We start from the raw sequence: 17,771 nt of genomic DNA, 5'->3' as shown, positions 1-17,771 counted from the left end.
TAAGATAAGTCTTCCCTAATCTCCTGGGTGAGGAGATGGGCCGAAGAAGGTGTGTCGGGGTGGTGAGCCGGGTCATGGACGGGTCGCCCCCCCCCACACTCGTCTCTGCGCCCCGGGCCACCCGAGGGTGAGCCCCCGGGGGGGGCGGATTCTGTGCCAAACTCCGCTGCGAGGCCCGCGAATTGGCGCATCGCGGCGCACCGGCTAGAATCGAGGGGCGCTCAATCGCACTGTTTCCGTTTCAAATTTGCGAGAGAGTCCGTAGAAGCCTAGAATCTAAGGCTGTCGTGTGGTGGAGTCCATCTACCGGCGCCTAGATCTTCACCGTCTTCGTCGTAGCGAGTGCCCTGACCGGTACTGCCGCGGGGTAAGAGCACATCACGCCCGGCGCGCGAACGGTGGCATTTTCTTGAGGTGACGGACCACTCGTGGCCACGGCCGCTGGCGGAACACCGCCCGGCGGCCGCCATGCGTGCCGTCATTTCGTCGACATTGGACATTGGAGGAGAACACTATGGCAGCGCACTGCCAGGTGACCGGGGCCCAGCCGGGCTTTGGCCACAGCATCTCGCACTCGCACCGCCGCACGAAGCGCCGGTGGAACCCGAACATCCAGAAGAAGCGTTACTGGGTGCCCTCGCTGCGTCGCAACGTCACGCTCAACCTGAGCGCGAAGGGCATCAAGGTCATCGATGCCCGCGGCATCGACGCCGTGGTCAACGAACTCATCGCACGTGGGGAGAAGATCTGAGATGGCTAAGGACAAGGATGTACGTCCCATCATCAAGCTCAAGTCCACGGCCGGCACCGGGTTCACCTACGTCACCCGCAAGAACCGCCGTAACAACCCCGACCGCCTCGTCATGAAGAAGTACGACCCGGTGGTCCGCAAGCACGTCGATTTCCGCGAGGAGCGCTGAATCCATGGCCAAGAAGTCCAAAATCGCCAAGAACGAGCAGCGCAAGGTCATCGTTGAGCGCTACGCCGCCAAGCGCGCAGAGCTGAAGAAGACCCTCGTGGACGAGAACGCGTCCCCCGAGGCCCGTGAAGAGGCCCGTCTGGGCCTGCAGAAGCTGCCCCGTGACGCCTCCCCGATCCGTGTGCGCAACCGCGACCAGATCGACGGCCGTCCCCGCGGCACCTTCCAGCGCTTCGGGATCTCCCGTGTGCGCTTCCGCGACATGGCTCACCGCGGCGAACTGCCCGGCATCTACAAGTCAAGCTGGTAATTTCTCACCGTGAGGGGCCTCCCGCCCCTCGGTAGTCCCTTCCGAGAGATCGCCAACCCAGTCCAGGAGGACAAGCACATGGCTATGAACCGCAGTGAACTCGTCGCCGAGGTTGCCGAGAAGTCCGGCAACACCCAGGCCGCCGTCAACGGCGTGCTGGATTCCCTCTTCGAGGTCTTCGAGAGCTCCGTCTCCAAGGGCGAGAAGATCACGATCCCGGGGTGGCTCTCCGTCGAGCGCACGGACCGTGCCGCTCGCCAGGGCCGCAACCCGCAGACCGGCGAGGCTATCCAGATTCCCGCCGGCCACGGTGTGAAGCTCACCGCCGGCTCCAAGCTGAAGGCTGCCGTCTCCTCCAAGTGAGACAGGCTGGCACGGGTCCCGTACCCGTGACTGTTCAAGGGACCGTTCGCGCATCCGCGCGGACGGTCCCTTTGCGTGCGCCATGACGCGGCACATTTCCGGTACGGCACGGACCGCGCCACACCCCGGGAAGGTTCGTACCGCGCGCCTGGAGTGGCGCATAATGGGAGTCCCTGTCCTGTCCCGCAGCCAGTCCCGGAGGTGTTCGGTGTCCCCTCGCGCACGCCGACTTGCCCGCGGCTGGAGCGCGGCGCTGCTGGGCACCACGCTGGCCGCGGGCTCCCACGCCGCCCTGGATGGAACCTGGCCCCCACCGCTGGTGATCGCCCTGTCCACGTGTCTCGCGGCCCCGGTGTGCATGCTGCTCTCCGGGCGGGCGCTGTCCCGCGCGGGCGTGGCGGCCAGCGTGGCTGTCAGCCAGCTGCTGCTGCACCTGCTCTTCGCCCAGTCCGGGGCCATGGTGCACGCGGCGACGCGCACGCACCACCACGGCACGGCCGCACTGGAGGAGCCGCAGCAGCTGCTCACCTCCGTGCCACCGGTCACCCACCACAGCGGTGCCATGCTCGCGGCGCACGTGCTCGCCGCACTCGCGACCTACGCGCTGCTGCGCCACGGTGAGGTGGCTGTCGTGCGCCTGCTCGCCGCCTGCTCGCTGCGGGTGCTGCGGCTGCTCAACCTGCTCCCGCGGCCCGTGCTCCCGCCGGTTCCCCGGCGGACATCCTGGAGCTCCCCTCGGGCCCTGTCGGACCAGTTGCTGCTCTCCAGCCTGTGCGGGTACCGCGGGCCGCCGGCCGCCGCGTAGGCGTCCGGCGCAGCCCGTCGTGCAGCGTCGATGCCATCCGGAGCATCCAATTGCAGCCCAGCCGCCCCGCGCGGCACACTCGCGCCTCCCGGCGCAGGAGAGACACATCCCATGGAACACATGAACTCCCGCCACACACCCCCGGTCCACACCGCCCATGCCCGTCGCACCCGAGCAGCCCGCACCACACCGGTGACGGGCGTCGACGGGGCTTCCACGCCCGTCCCTGTCAGCTCGCAGGCGGCGGCAGGTGCCGCCGCCGCGCCCGGGGGGCCCCGCGCCGTCGTGCCCGTGCTCCTCGCAGGCCTCGTGGCGATCTTCCTCGTGCTGGCCACGGCCGCTCCGGCGAGCGCCCACGACGAGCTCGTGAGCACGAACCCCGCGGCGGGCTCGAGCATCGAGAAGGCCCCGACCACGCTGGAGCTGACGTTCTCCGGCGACATCCAGGACATCGGCAGCGAGGTCCGGGTCACGGACTCGCACGGGACGGACATCACCCGCGGCACGCTGGCCGTGCAGAAGACGAAGGTCTCGCAGCCGCTGCGCGAGGGCGGGGACGGGGACGAGACCTACACCGTCACGTGGCGGGTCGTCTCCCGGGACGGCCACCCGATCGAGGGAACCTTCACGTACGACGTTGGCGAGGGCGCCGGTTCCACGGCGTCCCCCGCCCCGGTGGCCTCGGCGTCCGGGCAGGCGGGGGGGTCCGACGACTCACAGCAGCCTGTGAGCGGCACGGGCGTGCCGGGTTGGGTGCTGCCGGTCATCGGGGGCGTCGTGGCCCTGGTGCTGCTGCTGGTGGTGCTGGCCTTCGCCACCCGCCCCCGGCAGCGCTGATCCGCCGGCCGCGCTGCTCCGGCGCTCGGCTGATCCCGGAGCTCAGCTGATCCTGGAGCGCGGCCGTGCCGCGGCTCCGGCCACCATCCACCCCTCCCCGGTTCGCACACCGCCGGGCACGCGCGCACCGCGCACCCCGCGTCCGCCGCCCGCCCGGCCCACGCCGGCCCGGTTGGCCGACGCCGCACGGCAGGCCCCGACGGGTCGCTCGCACCGCCGTTGTGCCGCGTCCGAACCGGACCCCAACTTCCACGAGGAACACCATGAACCTGGACAACAACACGACAACCACCTCCACAGCCGGGCGTCGCGCGGGAGCCACCCCGCCGCTCGCCCACCGCGCGTTCGCTGCGGTGGCGGCACTCGGGATCGGTCTCGCGACACTGACCGGCTGCTCGGCCTCCGGCGGCGGCGCGGAGTCGTCCCCGTCCGCCTCCCAGAGCGCCTCGGACGCGCCGCTGACGCTCGACAACGGCTGGGCGAAGGCCGCGGACTCGGGAACGACCGCCGCCTTCGGCACGCTCACCAACACCTCGGACAAGGACGTGACCGTCACCGGGGCCAGCGCGGACGGAACGGCCGGTTCCGTCCAGCTGCACGAGACGGTCACAGACAGCACGAGCGGTTCCACCACCATGCGCCAGAAGGATGGCGGCTTCACGATTCCCGCGGGCAAGAGCACCGCCCTGGAACCTGGTGGGAACCACATCATGCTCATGGACCTCACCTGCTCGCTGAAGGCGGGGGCAGACCTCACGCTGCAGCTGCACTCGGACGCCGGGACCAAGACGGTCACGGTCCCGGTGCGCGACTACTCGGGTGCCAAGGAGGAGTACACACCGGGCGAGGACGCGAGCGGCTCCTCGAATTCCCACGAGGCCATGGACATGTCCTCAGCGAGCCCGGAGGCGTCCGCAGGGAGCTCCGAGTACGCGGAGCACTCCGGCCACGAACACTCGTCCGGTGGCAGCACGGAGGGCTCCGGCTCCTCGCACGCGGGCATGGACATGAGCTCGCCGTCCTCCTCCGCGCTCCCGGAATGCCATGCCGGCTGATCGGGTGCCAGTGAAGCCCTCGGGCTGGAGCCGGCGGTCGCTGCTCACGGGCGCGGTCGCCGGCGCCGGTGCGACCGGCATCGGCGCCGTCTCCGCGGCCGTCGTGGGTGGGCAGGCTCCCTGGTCTGCGGCTGCGCGGGACGAGACCCGCCCCGGGCAGCGCGTCGAGCCGTTCCACGGTGCCCGGCAGGCGGGAGTGGCCACGCTGCCGCAGGCGTTCTGCGCGTTCGTGGCCCTGGACCTCGACGCCGCGGCCACCCACGAGTCGATGCGACGGCTGCTGCGCGTGCTCACGGACGACGCCTCGGCGCTCACGCAGGGGCAGGCGCCCGTCAACGACCAGGAGCCGTGGCTCGCGGAGAACCCGTCACGCCTCACCGTGACCGTGGGTTTCGGCCCGCGCGCGGTCTCGCTGGTCGACCGCTCCCGCGCCCCGGGGTGGCTGCGGCCCCTGCCCGCCTTCGGGGTGGACAGGCTGCAGGACGCCTGGAACCAGGGGGACCTGCTGCTGCAGCTGTGCTGCGACGACCGCCTGACCATGGCCCACGCCCAGCGCGTGCTGCTCAAGGACGTCCGCTCGTTCGCGAGCGTGCGGTGGGTGCAGGACGGTTTCCGCAACACGGTGGGCGCCACCCCGGACGGGCAGAGCATGCGCAACCTCTTCGGCCAGGTGGACGGCACCTCCAACCCCTACCCGGGGGAGGAGGACCACGAGCAGGTGGTCTACGGCCGGGACGGTTTCACGCCCTGGATCGAGAACGGCACCTCGCTGGTGCTACGGCGGATCCACATGAACCTGGACACGTGGGACGAGGCCGACACCCCGGCGCGGGAGGACGCGGTGGGGCGCAGGCTCACGGACGGCGCCCCCCTCACCGGGCAGAAGGAGCACGACGAACCGGACCTCGACGCGAAGGGGCCCCTGGGCTTCCCTGTGATCTCCTCCTACAGCCATGTGCGGCGCTCGCGCAGCCCGAACCCGGACGAGAAGATCTTCCGCAGGGTGTACAACTACGACCTTGCGGTGCAAGACGCCTCCGGGCGCAGCGGCTCAGGGGACGTCAGCGGGGGAGTCTCTGCCACGGGGCTGATCTTCGCCTCCTACCAGGCGGATCCGCTGAAGCAGTTCGTCCCCATCCAGAAGCGGCTGGACGAGCTGGACATGCTGAACACGTGGACCGTTCCCATCGGCTCGGCCGTGTTCGCCATCCCGCCCGGGTGCGAGTCGGGTGGTTTCATCGGGGACGTGCTGTTCACGTGACGCACGCCGCGACCACGGCGGAGCCGACGGCGCCCCCGGGACCGGAAGCCGCGGGGCAACAGACATCGGACGAGCAACGGGCCGGAGGGGCACGAGCATGAGCAGGGCACGAACCACGAGCAAGGACCGGCGCGACGGACGTCGCGCGGGCGGCACCCCCGGTGGGGCGGTGTCGTCGTCCGGGACGGGTGTGAGCGTGAGCCCCTGGACCATCACGGTGGTCCTCGTAGCGGCGATGGTCGGGATGAGCGCCGCACTGGTCTTCGGCGGGGCTGCGGCTCCCCGGCAGGTCGCAGACCCCGGCACGCTCGTGCGCTGGGGTCTGCCCACGGTCAAGGTGGTCCACAACATCGCGATGACCGTGGTCATGGGTGGGCTGCTCTTCGCCATCGGGGTGGTGCCGCGCTTCGCGGACCGCTCCCGCAGGCGCCCACCGCGCAGCAGCCGGGATCAGGTGGGGGAGCCGGAGCACCCGGCATTCCGCTCGGTCCTGCAACTCGTGGAGGCGGCGTCCGTGGTGTGGACGGTGGCCGCCGTGGCGGTGCTGATCTTCACCTACTCGGACGTCTCCGGCTCCTCGATCGGCGGTGGGGGGAACTACACGCAGCAGCTGCTGCACTACATCACCGGGATCTCCACGGGGCAGTCGCAGGCGGTCATCGTGATGGTCGCGGCGGTGGTGACCACCCTGGTCTTCGGCGTGCGGGCGCTGCTGGGCCTGTTCTGCACGCTCGCACTGTCCTTCGTGGCGCTCGTGGCCATGGCCCTCAACGGCCACGCCTCAGGCGGCGCGGACCACATGGGCGCGGTCAACTCCCTGGGCCTGCACCTGCTGGGCGTGTGCCTGTGGGTGGGCGGAATCCTGGTGCTGGTCTGGGTGGGTCCCCTGCTCTCCCGGGAATTCTCGGTGGTCAGCCGCCGGGGCGGGAACACCCACACCGAGCCGCTGCTCGCGGTGGTGCTGCGGCGCTACTCCGCGGTGGCACTGGGCTGCTACGCGCTGGTGCTGCTCTCCGGCATCGTCAATGCCGCGGTGCGCGTCGGCTCGTGGGAGCAGCTGGGCTCCTCCTACGGGGTACTCGCGCTGACCAAGCTCGTGCTGACCCTGCTGCTGGGGCTGGCCGGCTTCGCCCACCGCCAGTGGCTGATCCCGGGTGTGGTGGACGGCTCGCGCTCGCGCACGGTCACGATGTGGCGCGTGATCGTGGTGGAGGTCGTACTCATGGGCCTGCTCATGGGCATCGCCACGGCCCTGGGGCGCACAGCCCCTCCCGTGCCCGAGGAGCTGCAGCCGGACGCCTCGCCCGCCCGCATCCTCACGTGGTACGAGCTGCCCCCGGAACCCACCCCGGCGAGCTGGTTCACCACCTGGCGCCTGGACTGGTTCTGGGTGGCCGTGGTGGTCTTCATGGCCGTGGTCTACCTGTGGGCCGCGGTCAAGGTGTGGCGCCGCGGGGACACCTGGTCTGTCCTGCGCACGGCATCCTGGCTCGCGGGTCTCGCCGCTCTGCTGTACGCGACGAGCGGCGGTGTGGCCGTCTACGCCCGCGTGCTGTTCTCCGCCCACATGGTGGAGCACATGAGCCTCACGATGGTCGTGCCGCTCTTCCTGGTCTGTGGTGCGCCGGTCACCGTCATTCTCAAGGCACTGGAATCGCGCCGGGACGGCACCCGCGGGCCCCGTGAGTGGATCCTGCGGCTCGTACACTCGACGTGGGGCAAAGTGGTCACCCACCCGATCTTCGCGGCCGCGAACTTCGCGTTCTCGATCGTGCTGTTCTACTTCACGGACCTGTTCCGCTTCACCCTGCGCTACCACGTGGGCCACGAGTTCATGATGGTGCACTTCCTGTTCACCGGGTACATGTTCGCGCTCGTGCTGATCGGCATCGACCCCATCCCGCGGCGTCCCACCTACCCGATGCGTCTGCTGCTGCTGCTCGCCACCATGGCCGCCCACGCGTTCATCGGCATCAGCATCATGAGTCTGACCACGGTGCTGCAGGCGTCCTGGTTCGGCAACATGGGCCGTCCCTGGGGGCCCAGCGCCCTGGATGACCAGGAGCTCGGCGGAATGCTCATGTGGGGCATCGGGGAGTTCCCCACGTTCCTGCTCGCGGTCATCGTGGCCGTGATGTGGGCCATGGAGGGTTCCAAGGAGAACCGCCGCGTGGATCGGCAGGCGGACCGCACGGACGACGCCGAGCTGCGCGCCTACAACCAGATGATGGCCGAGCTCGCCGAACGGGACGAGCGCGGCCGCTGAGCCGGGGTCGTCGTGCCCCGCGGCTCAGCACGACGATGCCGTGCCCACGGTCTCCCCACCCGGCACCGCGGCGCGGGGAGCCGTCCCCGCGGCACTCCCCGCTCCGCCGGTGCCCGGCCCTCGCCTCAGCCTGGATCCACCGCCGCGCGTGGGACGTCACTCGAGGCCCGGGAAGCAGGGGCGCGCGGATAACGTTGTCCCCGGTAGACAACTCTCCCCGTCCCGGAAGGATCCATCCGACGTGACAACCGCACGCATGACGACCCCCGTCCGCGCCTCCGAGCTCGAGGGCCGGGCCTGGCTGAACACCGGTGGTGAGCAGCTGGACCTGAACGCCCTGCGCGGGAAGATCGTGGTCCTGGACTTCTGGTCCTTCTGCTGCATCAACTGCCTCCACGTGCTCGACGAGCTGCGTCCCCTCGAGGAGCAGTACTCCGACGTGCTCGTGACGGTGGGCGTGCACTCGCCCAAGTTCGAGCACGAGGCGGACCCGGACGCGCTCGCCGCCGCCGTCGACCGCTACGAGATCACCCACCCCGTGCTGGACGACCCCCGCCTGCAGACCTGGGACGCCTACACCGCACGTGCGTGGCCCACCCTGGTGGTGCTGGACCCGGAGGGCTACGTCGTGGCCCACCTCTCCGGCGAGGGGCACGTCCAGGGGCTCGAGTCCCTGGTGGCGGAGCTCGTGGCCGAGCACGAGGCCAAGGGCACGCTGCACCGCGGGGACGGCCCGTACGTGCCCCGCCCCCGGCCCGAGGGCGATCTGCGCTTCCCGGGCAAGGTCGTGGCCCTGCCGGACGGCTCGTTCATGGTGAGCGACACCGGCCACCACCGTCTGGTGCAGCTCGAGGCGGACCTCGCCACCGTGCGCGGCACCATCGGCTCCGGCACCCGGGGCTGGGCGGACGGACCGCGGGACGCGGCCCGGTTCAACGAGCCCCAGGGCATCGCGGTGCTTCCGCAGCAGCTGCGCTCGCAGCTCGGCTACGACCTCGTGGTCGCGGACACCGTGAACCACCGGCTGCGCGGGGTGGACCTCGGCTCGGGGTCGGTGCGCACCATCGCCGGCAACGGCGTCCAGCGGCTGCTCGACGACGCGCGCGCCCGCGGCGTGGACCCGAACGCGATCACGGAGGGGGACCCCCTGTCCGTGGCGCTGTCCTCCCCCTGGGACGTCGTGTGGTCGCAGACCGCGGACGCGCTCGTGATCGCAATGGCCGGCACCCACCAGCTCTTCTCCTTCGACCCGCGCACCGGTGCGCTCGCCGTGCTGGCCGGTACCGGGGACGAGGGTCTGCGCGACGGCGCGGCGGACGGTTCCTGGTTCGCCCAGCCCTCCGGCCTGGCGCAGGCTGAGGACGGCTCCGTGTGGGTCGCGGACTCCGAGTCCTCCGCGCTGCGCCGCGTGCGCTTCACCGACGACGGCGCCGTGGCTGCGGTGGACTCCGCCGTGGGCCTGGGCCTGTTCGACTTCGGCTTCCGCGACGGCCCCGCGGAGCAGGCCCGGCTGCAGCACTGCCTGGGCGTCACGGTGCTGCCGGACGGCTCCGTGGCCGTGGCCGACACCTACAACGGTGCTGTGCGCCGCTTCGACCCCGCCACGGGCGAGGTCTCCACCCTCACTCGGGGACTCGCCGAGCCCTCGGACGTGCTCCTGGACACGAGCCAGGACGAGCCCGTCCTCGTGGTGGTCGAGACCAACGCCCACCGCCTGGTGCGGGTGGCCGTCCCCAAGCAGGCGCAGACCGTGGACGAGGGCGCGGCGCAGATGCAGCGCAAGCGCACCCCCGTGGCCCCCGGTGAGCTCGAGCTCACCGTCCGCTTCGCGGCCCCGAGCGGGCAGAAGCTCGACACCCGGTGGGGGGACCCCACGCAGCTGAAGGTCTCCTCCTCCCCGGAGGACGCGCTCGTTGCGGGGGACGGCACCGCCCGGGGGCTCACCCGCACCCTGCGGCTCGCCGACGGCGTCACGGAGGGCGTCCTGCACATCACCGCCCGGGCCGCGGCGTGCGATGGCTCCCCGGACGGCGAGATCCCCGAGCACGCGGCCTGCCACCTCTACCAGCAGGACTGGGGGATTCCCTTCACGGTGGACCCCGCCGCGGACTCCTCCCTCACGCTGGAGCTGCGCGGGCTCGACTGAGCCGGCGACGACGGCGCGTGACGGGCCCGGGGGAGAGCGCGTGCGGCGTCGTCGTCCCCCGGCCGCCTGCGGGCCGGGGCGGCAAAGGTTCGTCAGCGGGGCGTGAGCGTGGCCTTGTCCTGTGTGACCTCCAAGCTCGCGGAGAGGGTGAAGGGGACGTCCGCCGAGACCTTGGACGTGGTGCCGTCGTAGAGGTTCACCGCGGTGAACTCGATGTGCGCGGTCCCCCTGCTGTCCGGCAGGGACCACTGGTCCGCATGCGCGCCGCCCAGCTCGACCTTGGAGGGTGGGTAGTCCTTGATGCTCCAGCTGACCTTGCCCTGGATCCGCCCGTCGAACTCGTAGCTGAACGGGCAGTCCTCGGGGTAGAGGCTGTCCTTGGCCGCGCATGCGTCGAGATGCTCGTGGACCTGCTGCTCCACCTGCTGCTGGAGCTGCTCCGACGGGACGGCGGTGAGCTTCATCGTCGTATCCTTGGACGAGTCGCTCACGGCTACCTCCTGCGGCTGGGCGGTGACCATGGGGGAGGTGTAGGACCCCGTGTAGACGCCGGGGTAGAAGACGGCGAACTCGCGCGAGGAGTCCCGCAGCGCCACGGACACCCCGTTGATGTCCACCGCGGTGGAGCCGGGCATGGACACGGACATGGTGGGCAGCGTGGTGGGGTCGAAGTCCCACACTGTGAAGAACCCCCACTGAGTCTCCGCCGGGTGCAGCCTGAACTCCGAGGACGCCTGCTTCCCGTCCAGGAGGTAGTCTGCTCGGACCGTGGTGGTGTCCCCGTCCGAGTCGACCGTGGAGACCGCCACATCCTGCAGGTGCTTGCCCGCCTCCGCGAGCGGATCCCCGTCCAGCAGCGCGGCGTTGGAGTCCGGAACCTCGGCGTTGAGCAGACCCAGGGCCTTGGCGCCGTCCCCGTCCTGCAGCGCCTGGAAGTACTCCCGGACCTCGGTCTCAGGGCCGTACTGGTACTTGTTCACGAGCGCAATGGCCACCGCGGCGGCGGCCACGGCCAGCACGATCAGGAAGAACCAGGCACCCAGGGCCCTGATGATGCGATCACTGCGTTCCATGGCTCCTCACGGTAGTTCATGCGCGCCCCGCCTGCGCCGTGTCACCCGGTTCGCCGCGCGGCGTCACGCTCGCGGGGTCCGGCTCCGGCGCGGCCCCTGGAACGGCCAGTAGGCTGGGGCGAGCCCGGCCGGGAGCAGGACCAGGGATCGTGCTTCACGCACGGAGCTGCGCAGGCAACGGTTCACGAGGCCCGCACCCTGGGGACCGAACTCCCGATGCGTCCGGGGGCACCAGGCACCCCGCGACCGACAGCGGCCGTGACCAGAGACCCGAGGAGCGCGAGCGCACAACATGGCAGAGACCGTCCGGCAGGTGCCCCAGAAGTACGGCGTGCCCGAGCACGTGTTCCACCCCCGGCTCGGTTCCTACGGGCGGCGGCTCGCGGCCTCCGCCGCGCCCCTGCTCCTGGTGGTGCTGGCGGTCGGGGCAATCTTCTACCGGCGGCCGGCCGGGCCCGTGACCGGCGTGCTCGCCTTGACCGCCCTCGCCGGTCTCGTGGGCGCGTACGTGAACCTGCGCCCGGCGCTCGCGGTGCTGACACCCGGGTTCGTGCTCGTCTCACGGTGGGTCGGGTTCCACGCCGTGGCCCGGGAACGGATCACGCAGGTGGTCACCGTCGAGAAGCTGCTGGCGCCCCGTTCCGGTTCGGGCCGTTCCCGGGGCAGGCCGTACCTGTGGTTCGTCACGGCCTCCGGGCGCCGCGCCCTCGGGCTCGACGGTACCGTCTGGGACGCCCGGACCCTCGACGAGCTCGCCCGGGCCAGCGGTGCGCAGCACGTGAACTTCCGGCAGGCCACCCCCGCGCAGGTGAGTGAGAACTGGCGCCGGCTGGTCCCGTGGCACGTGCGCCACCCGAGATTGCGCTATGCGACGTCCTCGCTCGCGCTGCTCACCGTGATCGCCCTGCTGGGCTGGTGGGCGCTGGCCAGCACGGCGGGCTCGGTCGGCTGAGACGGGGCCCCGGGAGGGGCCAGAGTCGGGAGCAGAGGAGGTGCCGGGGTTGGCCGAGGGGCCGGGGACTGAGGGGCGACCGGGACCGCCCGCGGGACCGGGACCGCGCCAGGCACCAGGAGCTGACGACGACGGCCGGTTCCCGTGGTGGAGAACCGGCCGTCGTCGTGCGGCGAGGGGCGCTGGGGATCAGCGTGCGGCGCTGCTGCCCGCCCCGCCGTCGTGCTCGGCCCCACCGGCGGGGGAGGTCCCCGCGGTGCCGGCCTGATCCGCGCGCGCACTGTCACGCCGGCGGGCACGCTCGATCTCGTTCTTGCGCTCCTCGTTGGCCTCGCGGGTCAGCTCCGCACCGGCCTCCGCGTCACGCGTGAGGTTCTCGCCCGTCTCCGGGTTGAACACGTGCATCTTGCGGCTGTCCAGCCAGATCTTTGCCGTGGAGCCACCGCGGATGCGGGAGGAGGCGTCCAGGGAGACGACCACCTGGGCGGGCATCCCGTCAGCGTCCAGCTCTTGTGCCAGCTCGTTGAGCTTGTGCTGCACGGCGGCATCCTGCTGGTAGTGGATGTAGCCGTACTGCTGGTTGCCCAGCCACTCGGTGTGCGTGAACCCGGAGTCGAAGACGGTCCCGTGGGGGATCTTCGTCTCGTCCACGAACTTCGCGTCCTCGAAGCGCTCCGGGCGCAGGCCCAGCAGCACGATCTCGGGAGCGTTCGTGAGCTTGCCCTGCACGCGCTCCGGAATCTCGATGTCCCCGATCGGGGTGTGGAACACCGAGCCGTTCACGCGCGCCGGGATGAAGTTCATGGACGGAGCGCCGATGAACCCCGCCACGAACAGGTTGACGGGCTGTTCGTAGAGCTCCCGCGGGGACGCGATCTGCTGGAGCTGACCACGCTTGAGCACGGCCACACGGTCACCGAGGGTCATGGCCTCGGTCTGGTCGTGGGTCACGTACAGCGACGTGATGCCCATGCGGCGCTGCAGCTGCGCGATCTCCGTGCGCATCTGGCCGCGCAGCTTGGCGTCCAGGTTGGACAGGGGTTCGTCGAAGAGGAACGCGTCCGCGTCACGCACGATCGCGCGCCCCATGGCCACGCGCTGGCGCTGACCGCCGGAGAGGTTCGCCGGCTTGCGCTCGAGGTGCTCGTTGAGGTCCAGGGTGTCCGCCGCCTCGCGCACCTTGCGGTCGATCTCCTCCTCGCTGAACTGCCCCTTGGACAGGCGCAGCGGGAAGGCGATGTTCTCGTACACCGACAGGTGCGGGTACAGCGCGTAGTTCTGGAACACCATCGAGAGGTTGCGATCACGCGGCTGCTTGTCGTTGACGCGCACCCCGTTGATGCTCAGGTCCCCGGAGGTGATGTCCTCGAGGCCCACGACCATGCGCAGGAGCGTGGACTTGCCGCAGCCGGAGGGGCCCACGAGGATCAGGAACTCGCCGTCGGCGACGTCGATGGAGATGTCGTTGACCGCGGGGAAACCGTCGTCGTACTTCTTGACGAGGTGTTCCATGGTGATTGCTGCCATGTCTACTCAGTCCTATCTGTGTAAAAGCGTGGATGGTGCGGCGGGCTCAGCCCTTGACCGCGCCCTGGGTCAGGCCGGAGACGATCTGGCGCTGGAACGCCAGAACGAGCAGCACCACAGGGATGGTCACGATGATCGCCGCCGCGGAAATCGCGCCCGCAGGGGCCTCGAACTGCGAGGCGCCGGTGAAGAACGCGAGTGCCGCCGGGACGGGACGCGCCGCGGCGGTCGAGGTCAGGCCGATGCCGTACACGAAGTCGTTCCACGCGATGAAGAACGCGATGATCGCCGTGGTGAAGACACCCGGCAGCGTGAGCGGCACGATCACCTTGCGGAACGCCTGCCACGTGGTGGCGCCGTCCACCTGCGCCGCGCGGTCCAGGTCCCAGGGGATCTGCTGGAAGAACGCCGCCAGGGTCCAGATGGAGATCGGCAGGGTCAGGGACAGGTAGGGGATGATCAGGCCGAGCCAGGTGTCGTAGAGCCCCACCTGGCGCCACAGGTTGAACAACGGCGTGACGATGGAGACCACTGGGAACATCGAGACCATCAGCGCGGTGGTCAGCACGATCTTCTTGCCCGGGAAGTCCAGGCGTGCGATCGCGTAGGCGCACAGTGTCGCGAGCACGACGGCCACGAACGTGGAGATCAGTGAGATGCCGATCGAGTTCCACAGGGCCGGCAGGAACAGGTCCTTGGCCTCGCCCACGAAGATCTGCTCGTAGTTGCTCGTGACGAACTTCGTGGGGATGAACTTGCCCGAGTTCAGGTCCGAGGAGGACTTGAAGGACGTCATCAGGATGGACAGGACGGGGAACAGCGCGTAGACCAGCACCGCGATGCTGATGACGGTCCAGCCGATTTTCTGCTTGGTGCTCAACATGACGGTTACTTCCCCTTCCCAGAGCCACCGGTGAGGTCCACCTTGAAGACCTTTATGGCCACCAGCGCGATGAGCATCACGCAGATGAACAGGATCACCGAGATGGCCGAACCAAGGCCGATTTCCAGACGACCGATGGACGTGCGGTACGCGAGCAGCGAGAGCGTCTCGGTGCCGTACTGGCCCTTGGTCATGATGAAGACGTTGTCGAAGATGCGGAAGGCGTCCAGGGCGCGGAACACCACGGCCACCATGATGGCGGCCTTCATGTTCGGCAGGACCACCTTGCTCAGGCGTTGCCATGCCGAGGCGCCGTCCACACGGGCGGCCTCGGTGAGCTCACCGGGGACCTGTGCGAGCCCGGAGAGCAGCAGCAGCGAGATGAACGGGGTGGTCTTCCAGATCTCCGAGGCCATGATCACGAACAGAGACGGGCCCGCGGAGGCAAACCAGTTGAAGTCCGGACCGATCATGGGCAGCCACGAGAGCCAGTTGTTCACGTAGCCGGTGGTGATGTCGAAGGCGTAGAACCACGCGAACGCGGAGACCACAGTGATGATGCCGTAGGGCACCAGGATGGCGGTGCGCAGCAGGCCGCGCGTGGCCTTGATGGCGCTGTGCATCACGAGCGCGAGGGCGAGGCCCAGGACGAGTTCCACGACCACCGTGACCACCGTGATCAGCAGGGTCACGCCCAGGTCCCGCCAGAACACGATGTCCGACAGTGCCGTGGCGTAGTTGCCCAGGAACACGAACTCCTTGTCACCGGGCGCGGTGAGGCGGAAGGAGAACAGGGAGTCCCACAAGGCCTGGACGATCGGGTACAGCGTGACCAGGAGCATGATCACGAACGCCGGTCCAGCGAGCAGCCAGCCCAGCTTGCGCTCAGCGCGGGCGCGGTCCGAGAGATGACGCCTGGTGCGGGTCTTCTCCGGCGCCGCGGCGGGAGCGGAGGAATTGACGGTGGTGCTCACAGCAACGCATCTCCCTTCAGGACTTCCTGGATGAATTCGGTGGTCTCACGCGGGGTGTCCTCGGTGACGTCCGCCGGCGGGGTCCAGTTCTGCTGGATGGCCGTGGAGATCTCGTTGTAGTACGGGGTCTGCGCGCGAGGCTTCGCGGCGTCGAGGGACTTGCGGATGGTGTCGGCCATGGGGTACGCCTTCTTGACCTCGGGGTCGTCGAAGGCCTTCGTGGACGACGGCGGGTTGCCGTTGGTCGCGAAGTACTGGGCCTGGTGCTCGGGGGAGACGATGCACTGCACGGCCTCCCACGCGAGGTCCTGGTTCTTGGACGTGGCGCCCACGCCCAGGTTGATGCCGCCCAGCGGCGGGTGCGCCTCGGTGTCCGCGTCGACACGGGGCCACGTGGTCCACTTGATGTCGTCCAGCACCGACTTGTCGAGGGTGCCCTCGTCCACGGAGGCCTTGGTGGCCGAGTAGATGAACGGCCAGTTGACCATGAACGAGCCCTTGTCCCCCTGGAACTGGATCATGGAGGCGTTCTCGTCCTGGGTGGCCAGGCCGGGTCCGCCGAGGCCCTCCTTGCCGATGGTCCCGATGATCTCCGCGGCCTTCTTGCCGGCGTCGGAGTCCAGCGTGATCTTGGCGTCCTGACCGTCCTGGCCGTCCGAGACCACCTGGCCGCCGGCCGACTCCACGAGGCCGTTGACCCACACAGACATGGCCTCACCGCGCACGCCCTGCACACCCAGGTACTTGTCCTGGGACTTGGCCGCCTTGATGAGCTGGTCCCACGTGACGGGCTTGGACATGTCCAGACCCGCCGCCTTGGCCGCGGACTCGCGGTACCACAGCAGCTGCGTGTTGGCCCAGAACGGGATGGCCACGAGCTCGTCGTTCCACGTGGCGCCCTGCAGCGGGCCCTCGAGCGTGTCCGTGGTGGTGGCCTTTGCCACGTCCTCGGGGGGCTTCGCGAGGAAGCCGGGCTCCGCGAGCTCGGGCACGAAGGGCGGGTCGAGACTCATGATGTCCATGGACGTGTCCCCGGCCGCGAGGCGGCGTGCCAGCTGCTCGCGCTGCGACGAGGCGTCACGGGGCAGCAGGGAGGTCTGGATCTTGTACTTGCCGCCGGACGCGTCCGAGCACTGCTGGGCGAGGACGTCCTGGCCGCCGTCGTCCGGGTTGATGTACCAGGTGAGCGTGGGCGGGCCTGATTCCCCGCTGCCGCACCCCGTGAGCAGCATGGCGGACACGGCGGCGACGGCCGCAACGCTGCGGACGGCACGCGGTTTCCCGGCCCTGTGCGAGTGGTGAGTGGACTTCACGATGTTTCCTCTCCTGACGAGCTCATGAGCTGACGCACCGGGCCTGACGCTCCCCGAGGGGCGCAGACCGATTCAGCATCTGTACAGTCTAAGGGTGGTGTGTGTCACAGAAATCGTGTGACTCGGCATCGGCAGGGAAATTTGGCGTCAGGAAAGAAATACTGCGGCGACCGCCATCGAGACCATCGAGACCACGGTGGTGAGCAGCACCGTGTCACGGCACACCGTGGTCGCGCGGTCGTAGCGCACCGCGGCCACGTAGAGGTTCTGGGCCGTGGGCAGCGCCGCCATGATCACGGCGGAGTACAGCATCGGACCGCTCAGCCCGAGGGCCCACGCGAGCAGCAGGGCCAGTGCCGGGTGCACGAGCACCTTCGCGCCCGAGGCGAGCAGCGTGTCGGCGCGCGTTCCGGGCTCGGAGAGCGGACGCGAGCCCACCAGGGAGATTCCGAACGCCAGCAGCATGGCCGGCACCGCGGCACCGGCCACGATCTCCACGGGCTGCATCACGAGGTCCGGGAGGGTGACGCCCGTCAGCGAGGACGCGATCCCGAGCCCCGAGCCCACGATCAGCGGGTTCGTGACCACGGTCTTGAGCACGGAGCCCACGGTGGGGCGCTCCCCGCCGGTGAGGGTGTCCATGACCGTGAGGTACAGCGGGGTGTTCAGGGCCAGCTGGAACAGCATCACCGGGGCCACCTGGGAGGCGTCGCCCAGCACGAACAGGGCGATCGGGATCCCCAGGTTCGCGGAGTTGACCTGGCCCGCGGCCTGGGCTCCCATCACCACGGTCGAGGCGTCCCTGTGCAGCACGAGGCGTGAGACCGCCGCGTAGGCCAGCATGGTCAGCCACGCGGAGACCCCGGCGACCACGAGCGGGGCCGAGAAGATGTGGCTGACGTCCGCCTTCGCGACCGTGGTGAACAGCAGCGGCGGGGACGCCACGTAGAAGGCGAGCTTGGACAGCACCGGCTGCCCGTGCGGACCGAGCAGCCCCAGGCGTCCGATCACGTACCCCGTGCCGATCACGGCCCACACGATGAAGAACCCGGAGGCCACTCCGCTCATGGGCACGTCTCCTCGGGT

17 protein-coding genes are annotated in these 17,771 nt (G+C 69.8%); 11 read left to right on the top strand and 6 right to left on the bottom strand.

What is annotated here, in order from left to right; all coding sequences use genetic code 11:
* The first annotated feature begins 514 nt into the window (after positions 1-514).
* The 10 genes from rpmB to FS770_RS04470 all read left to right on the top strand — a co-directional run bounded on the left by rpmB (position 515) and on the right by FS770_RS04470 (position 9,963).
* Positions 515-751 carry a 50S ribosomal protein L28 gene (gene rpmB, locus FS770_RS04515; RefSeq protein ID WP_012397434.1) on the top strand — a complete coding sequence of 79 codons (237 nt, stop codon included), beginning with the start codon at positions 515-517 and terminating at the stop codon, positions 749-751.
* 1 nt (position 752) lies between these two features.
* Positions 753-920, top strand: coding sequence for a 50S ribosomal protein L33 (rpmG, locus tag FS770_RS04510; RefSeq protein WP_012397435.1), 168 nt, complete (start codon positions 753-755; stop codon positions 918-920).
* A 4-nt stretch (positions 921-924) separates the two neighbouring features.
* Positions 925-1,230, top strand: coding sequence for a 30S ribosomal protein S14 (rpsN, locus tag FS770_RS04505; protein ID WP_012397436.1), 306 nt, complete (start codon positions 925-927; stop codon positions 1,228-1,230).
* Positions 1,231-1,308: 78 nt separating this feature from the next.
* Positions 1,309-1,593 carry an HU family DNA-binding protein gene (locus FS770_RS04500; RefSeq protein WP_055082754.1) on the top strand — a complete coding sequence of 95 codons (285 nt, stop codon included), beginning with the start codon at positions 1,309-1,311 and terminating at the stop codon, positions 1,591-1,593.
* Positions 1,594-1,801: 208 nt separating this feature from the next.
* The gene (locus FS770_RS04495) at positions 1,802-2,398 is read left to right on the top strand and encodes a hypothetical protein (protein ID WP_144941047.1); all 597 of its coding nucleotides are present in this window, start codon (positions 1,802-1,804) and stop codon (positions 2,396-2,398) included.
* Positions 2,399-2,509: 111 nt separating this feature from the next.
* Positions 2,510-3,235: a copper resistance CopC family protein gene (locus tag FS770_RS04490; protein WP_244944735.1), complete on the top strand. Its 726-nt coding sequence runs from the start codon at positions 2,510-2,512 to the stop codon at positions 3,233-3,235.
* A gap of 263 nt (positions 3,236-3,498) precedes the next feature.
* Positions 3,499-4,290, top strand: coding sequence for a copper chaperone PCu(A)C (locus tag FS770_RS04485; RefSeq protein ID WP_145010157.1), 792 nt, complete (start codon positions 3,499-3,501; stop codon positions 4,288-4,290).
* Complete coding sequence (locus FS770_RS04480; RefSeq protein WP_145010154.1) at positions 4,280-5,551, top strand: Dyp-type peroxidase; 1,272 nt, start codon at positions 4,280-4,282, stop codon at positions 5,549-5,551. Before FS770_RS04485 ends, FS770_RS04480 begins: the two co-directional genes overlap by 11 nt.
* Positions 5,552-5,648: 97 nt before the next feature.
* Entirely contained in the window at positions 5,649-7,817 is a 2,169-nt protein-coding gene (locus tag FS770_RS04475) for a bifunctional copper resistance protein CopD/cytochrome c oxidase assembly protein (RefSeq protein WP_145010151.1), read from the top strand.
* Positions 7,818-8,073: 256 nt separating this feature from the next.
* Positions 8,074-9,963 carry an NHL domain-containing thioredoxin family protein gene (locus tag FS770_RS04470; RefSeq protein WP_145010406.1) on the top strand — a complete coding sequence of 630 codons (1,890 nt, stop codon included), beginning with the start codon at positions 8,074-8,076 and terminating at the stop codon, positions 9,961-9,963.
* 92 nt (positions 9,964-10,055) lie between these two features.
* Here the strand turns inward: FS770_RS04470 and FS770_RS04465 are convergent, their stop codons facing one another.
* Complete coding sequence (locus tag FS770_RS04465) at positions 10,056-11,036, bottom strand: hypothetical protein (RefSeq protein WP_145010148.1); 981 nt, start codon at positions 11,034-11,036, stop codon at positions 10,056-10,058.
* 292 nt (positions 11,037-11,328) lie between these two features.
* On the opposite strand from FS770_RS04465, the gene FS770_RS04460 reads away from it, so the two are divergent.
* Positions 11,329-11,988, top strand: coding sequence for a hypothetical protein (locus FS770_RS04460; protein ID WP_145010145.1), 660 nt, complete (start codon positions 11,329-11,331; stop codon positions 11,986-11,988).
* Between the two features lie 189 nt (positions 11,989-12,177).
* On the opposite strand, the gene FS770_RS04455 is transcribed toward FS770_RS04460, so the two are convergent.
* The 5 genes from FS770_RS04455 to FS770_RS04435 all read right to left on the bottom strand — a co-directional run bounded on the left by FS770_RS04455 (position 12,178) and on the right by FS770_RS04435 (position 17,753).
* Positions 12,178-13,515 carry an ABC transporter ATP-binding protein gene (locus FS770_RS04455; protein ID WP_244944734.1) on the bottom strand — a complete coding sequence of 446 codons (1,338 nt, stop codon included), beginning with the start codon at positions 13,513-13,515 and terminating at the stop codon, positions 12,178-12,180.
* A gap of 46 nt (positions 13,516-13,561) precedes the next feature.
* The gene (locus tag FS770_RS04450; protein ID WP_145010142.1) at positions 13,562-14,398 is read right to left on the bottom strand and encodes a carbohydrate ABC transporter permease; all 837 of its coding nucleotides are present in this window, start codon (positions 14,396-14,398) and stop codon (positions 13,562-13,564) included.
* A 5-nt stretch (positions 14,399-14,403) separates the two neighbouring features.
* Entirely contained in the window at positions 14,404-15,372 is a 969-nt protein-coding gene (locus FS770_RS04445) for a carbohydrate ABC transporter permease (RefSeq protein WP_144941033.1), read from the bottom strand.
* Positions 15,369-16,685: an extracellular solute-binding protein gene (locus tag FS770_RS04440; protein WP_186366681.1), complete on the bottom strand. Its 1,317-nt coding sequence runs from the start codon at positions 16,683-16,685 to the stop codon at positions 15,369-15,371. The genes FS770_RS04445 and FS770_RS04440 overlap by 4 nt, the downstream gene beginning before the upstream one ends.
* Positions 16,686-16,832: 147 nt before the next feature.
* Positions 16,833-17,753 (bottom strand): AEC family transporter, encoded by a 921-nt coding sequence (locus FS770_RS04435; protein WP_145010139.1) that lies wholly within the window; start codon positions 17,751-17,753, stop codon positions 16,833-16,835.
* Positions 17,754-17,771 lie beyond the last annotated feature (18 nt).

The sequence above is a fragment of the Kocuria salsicia genome (assembly GCF_007681555.1).
Lineage (GTDB): Bacteria > Actinomycetota > Actinomycetes > Actinomycetales > Micrococcaceae > Kocuria > Kocuria salsicia.
This window is presented reverse-complemented; position numbering and strand designations above follow the sequence as displayed.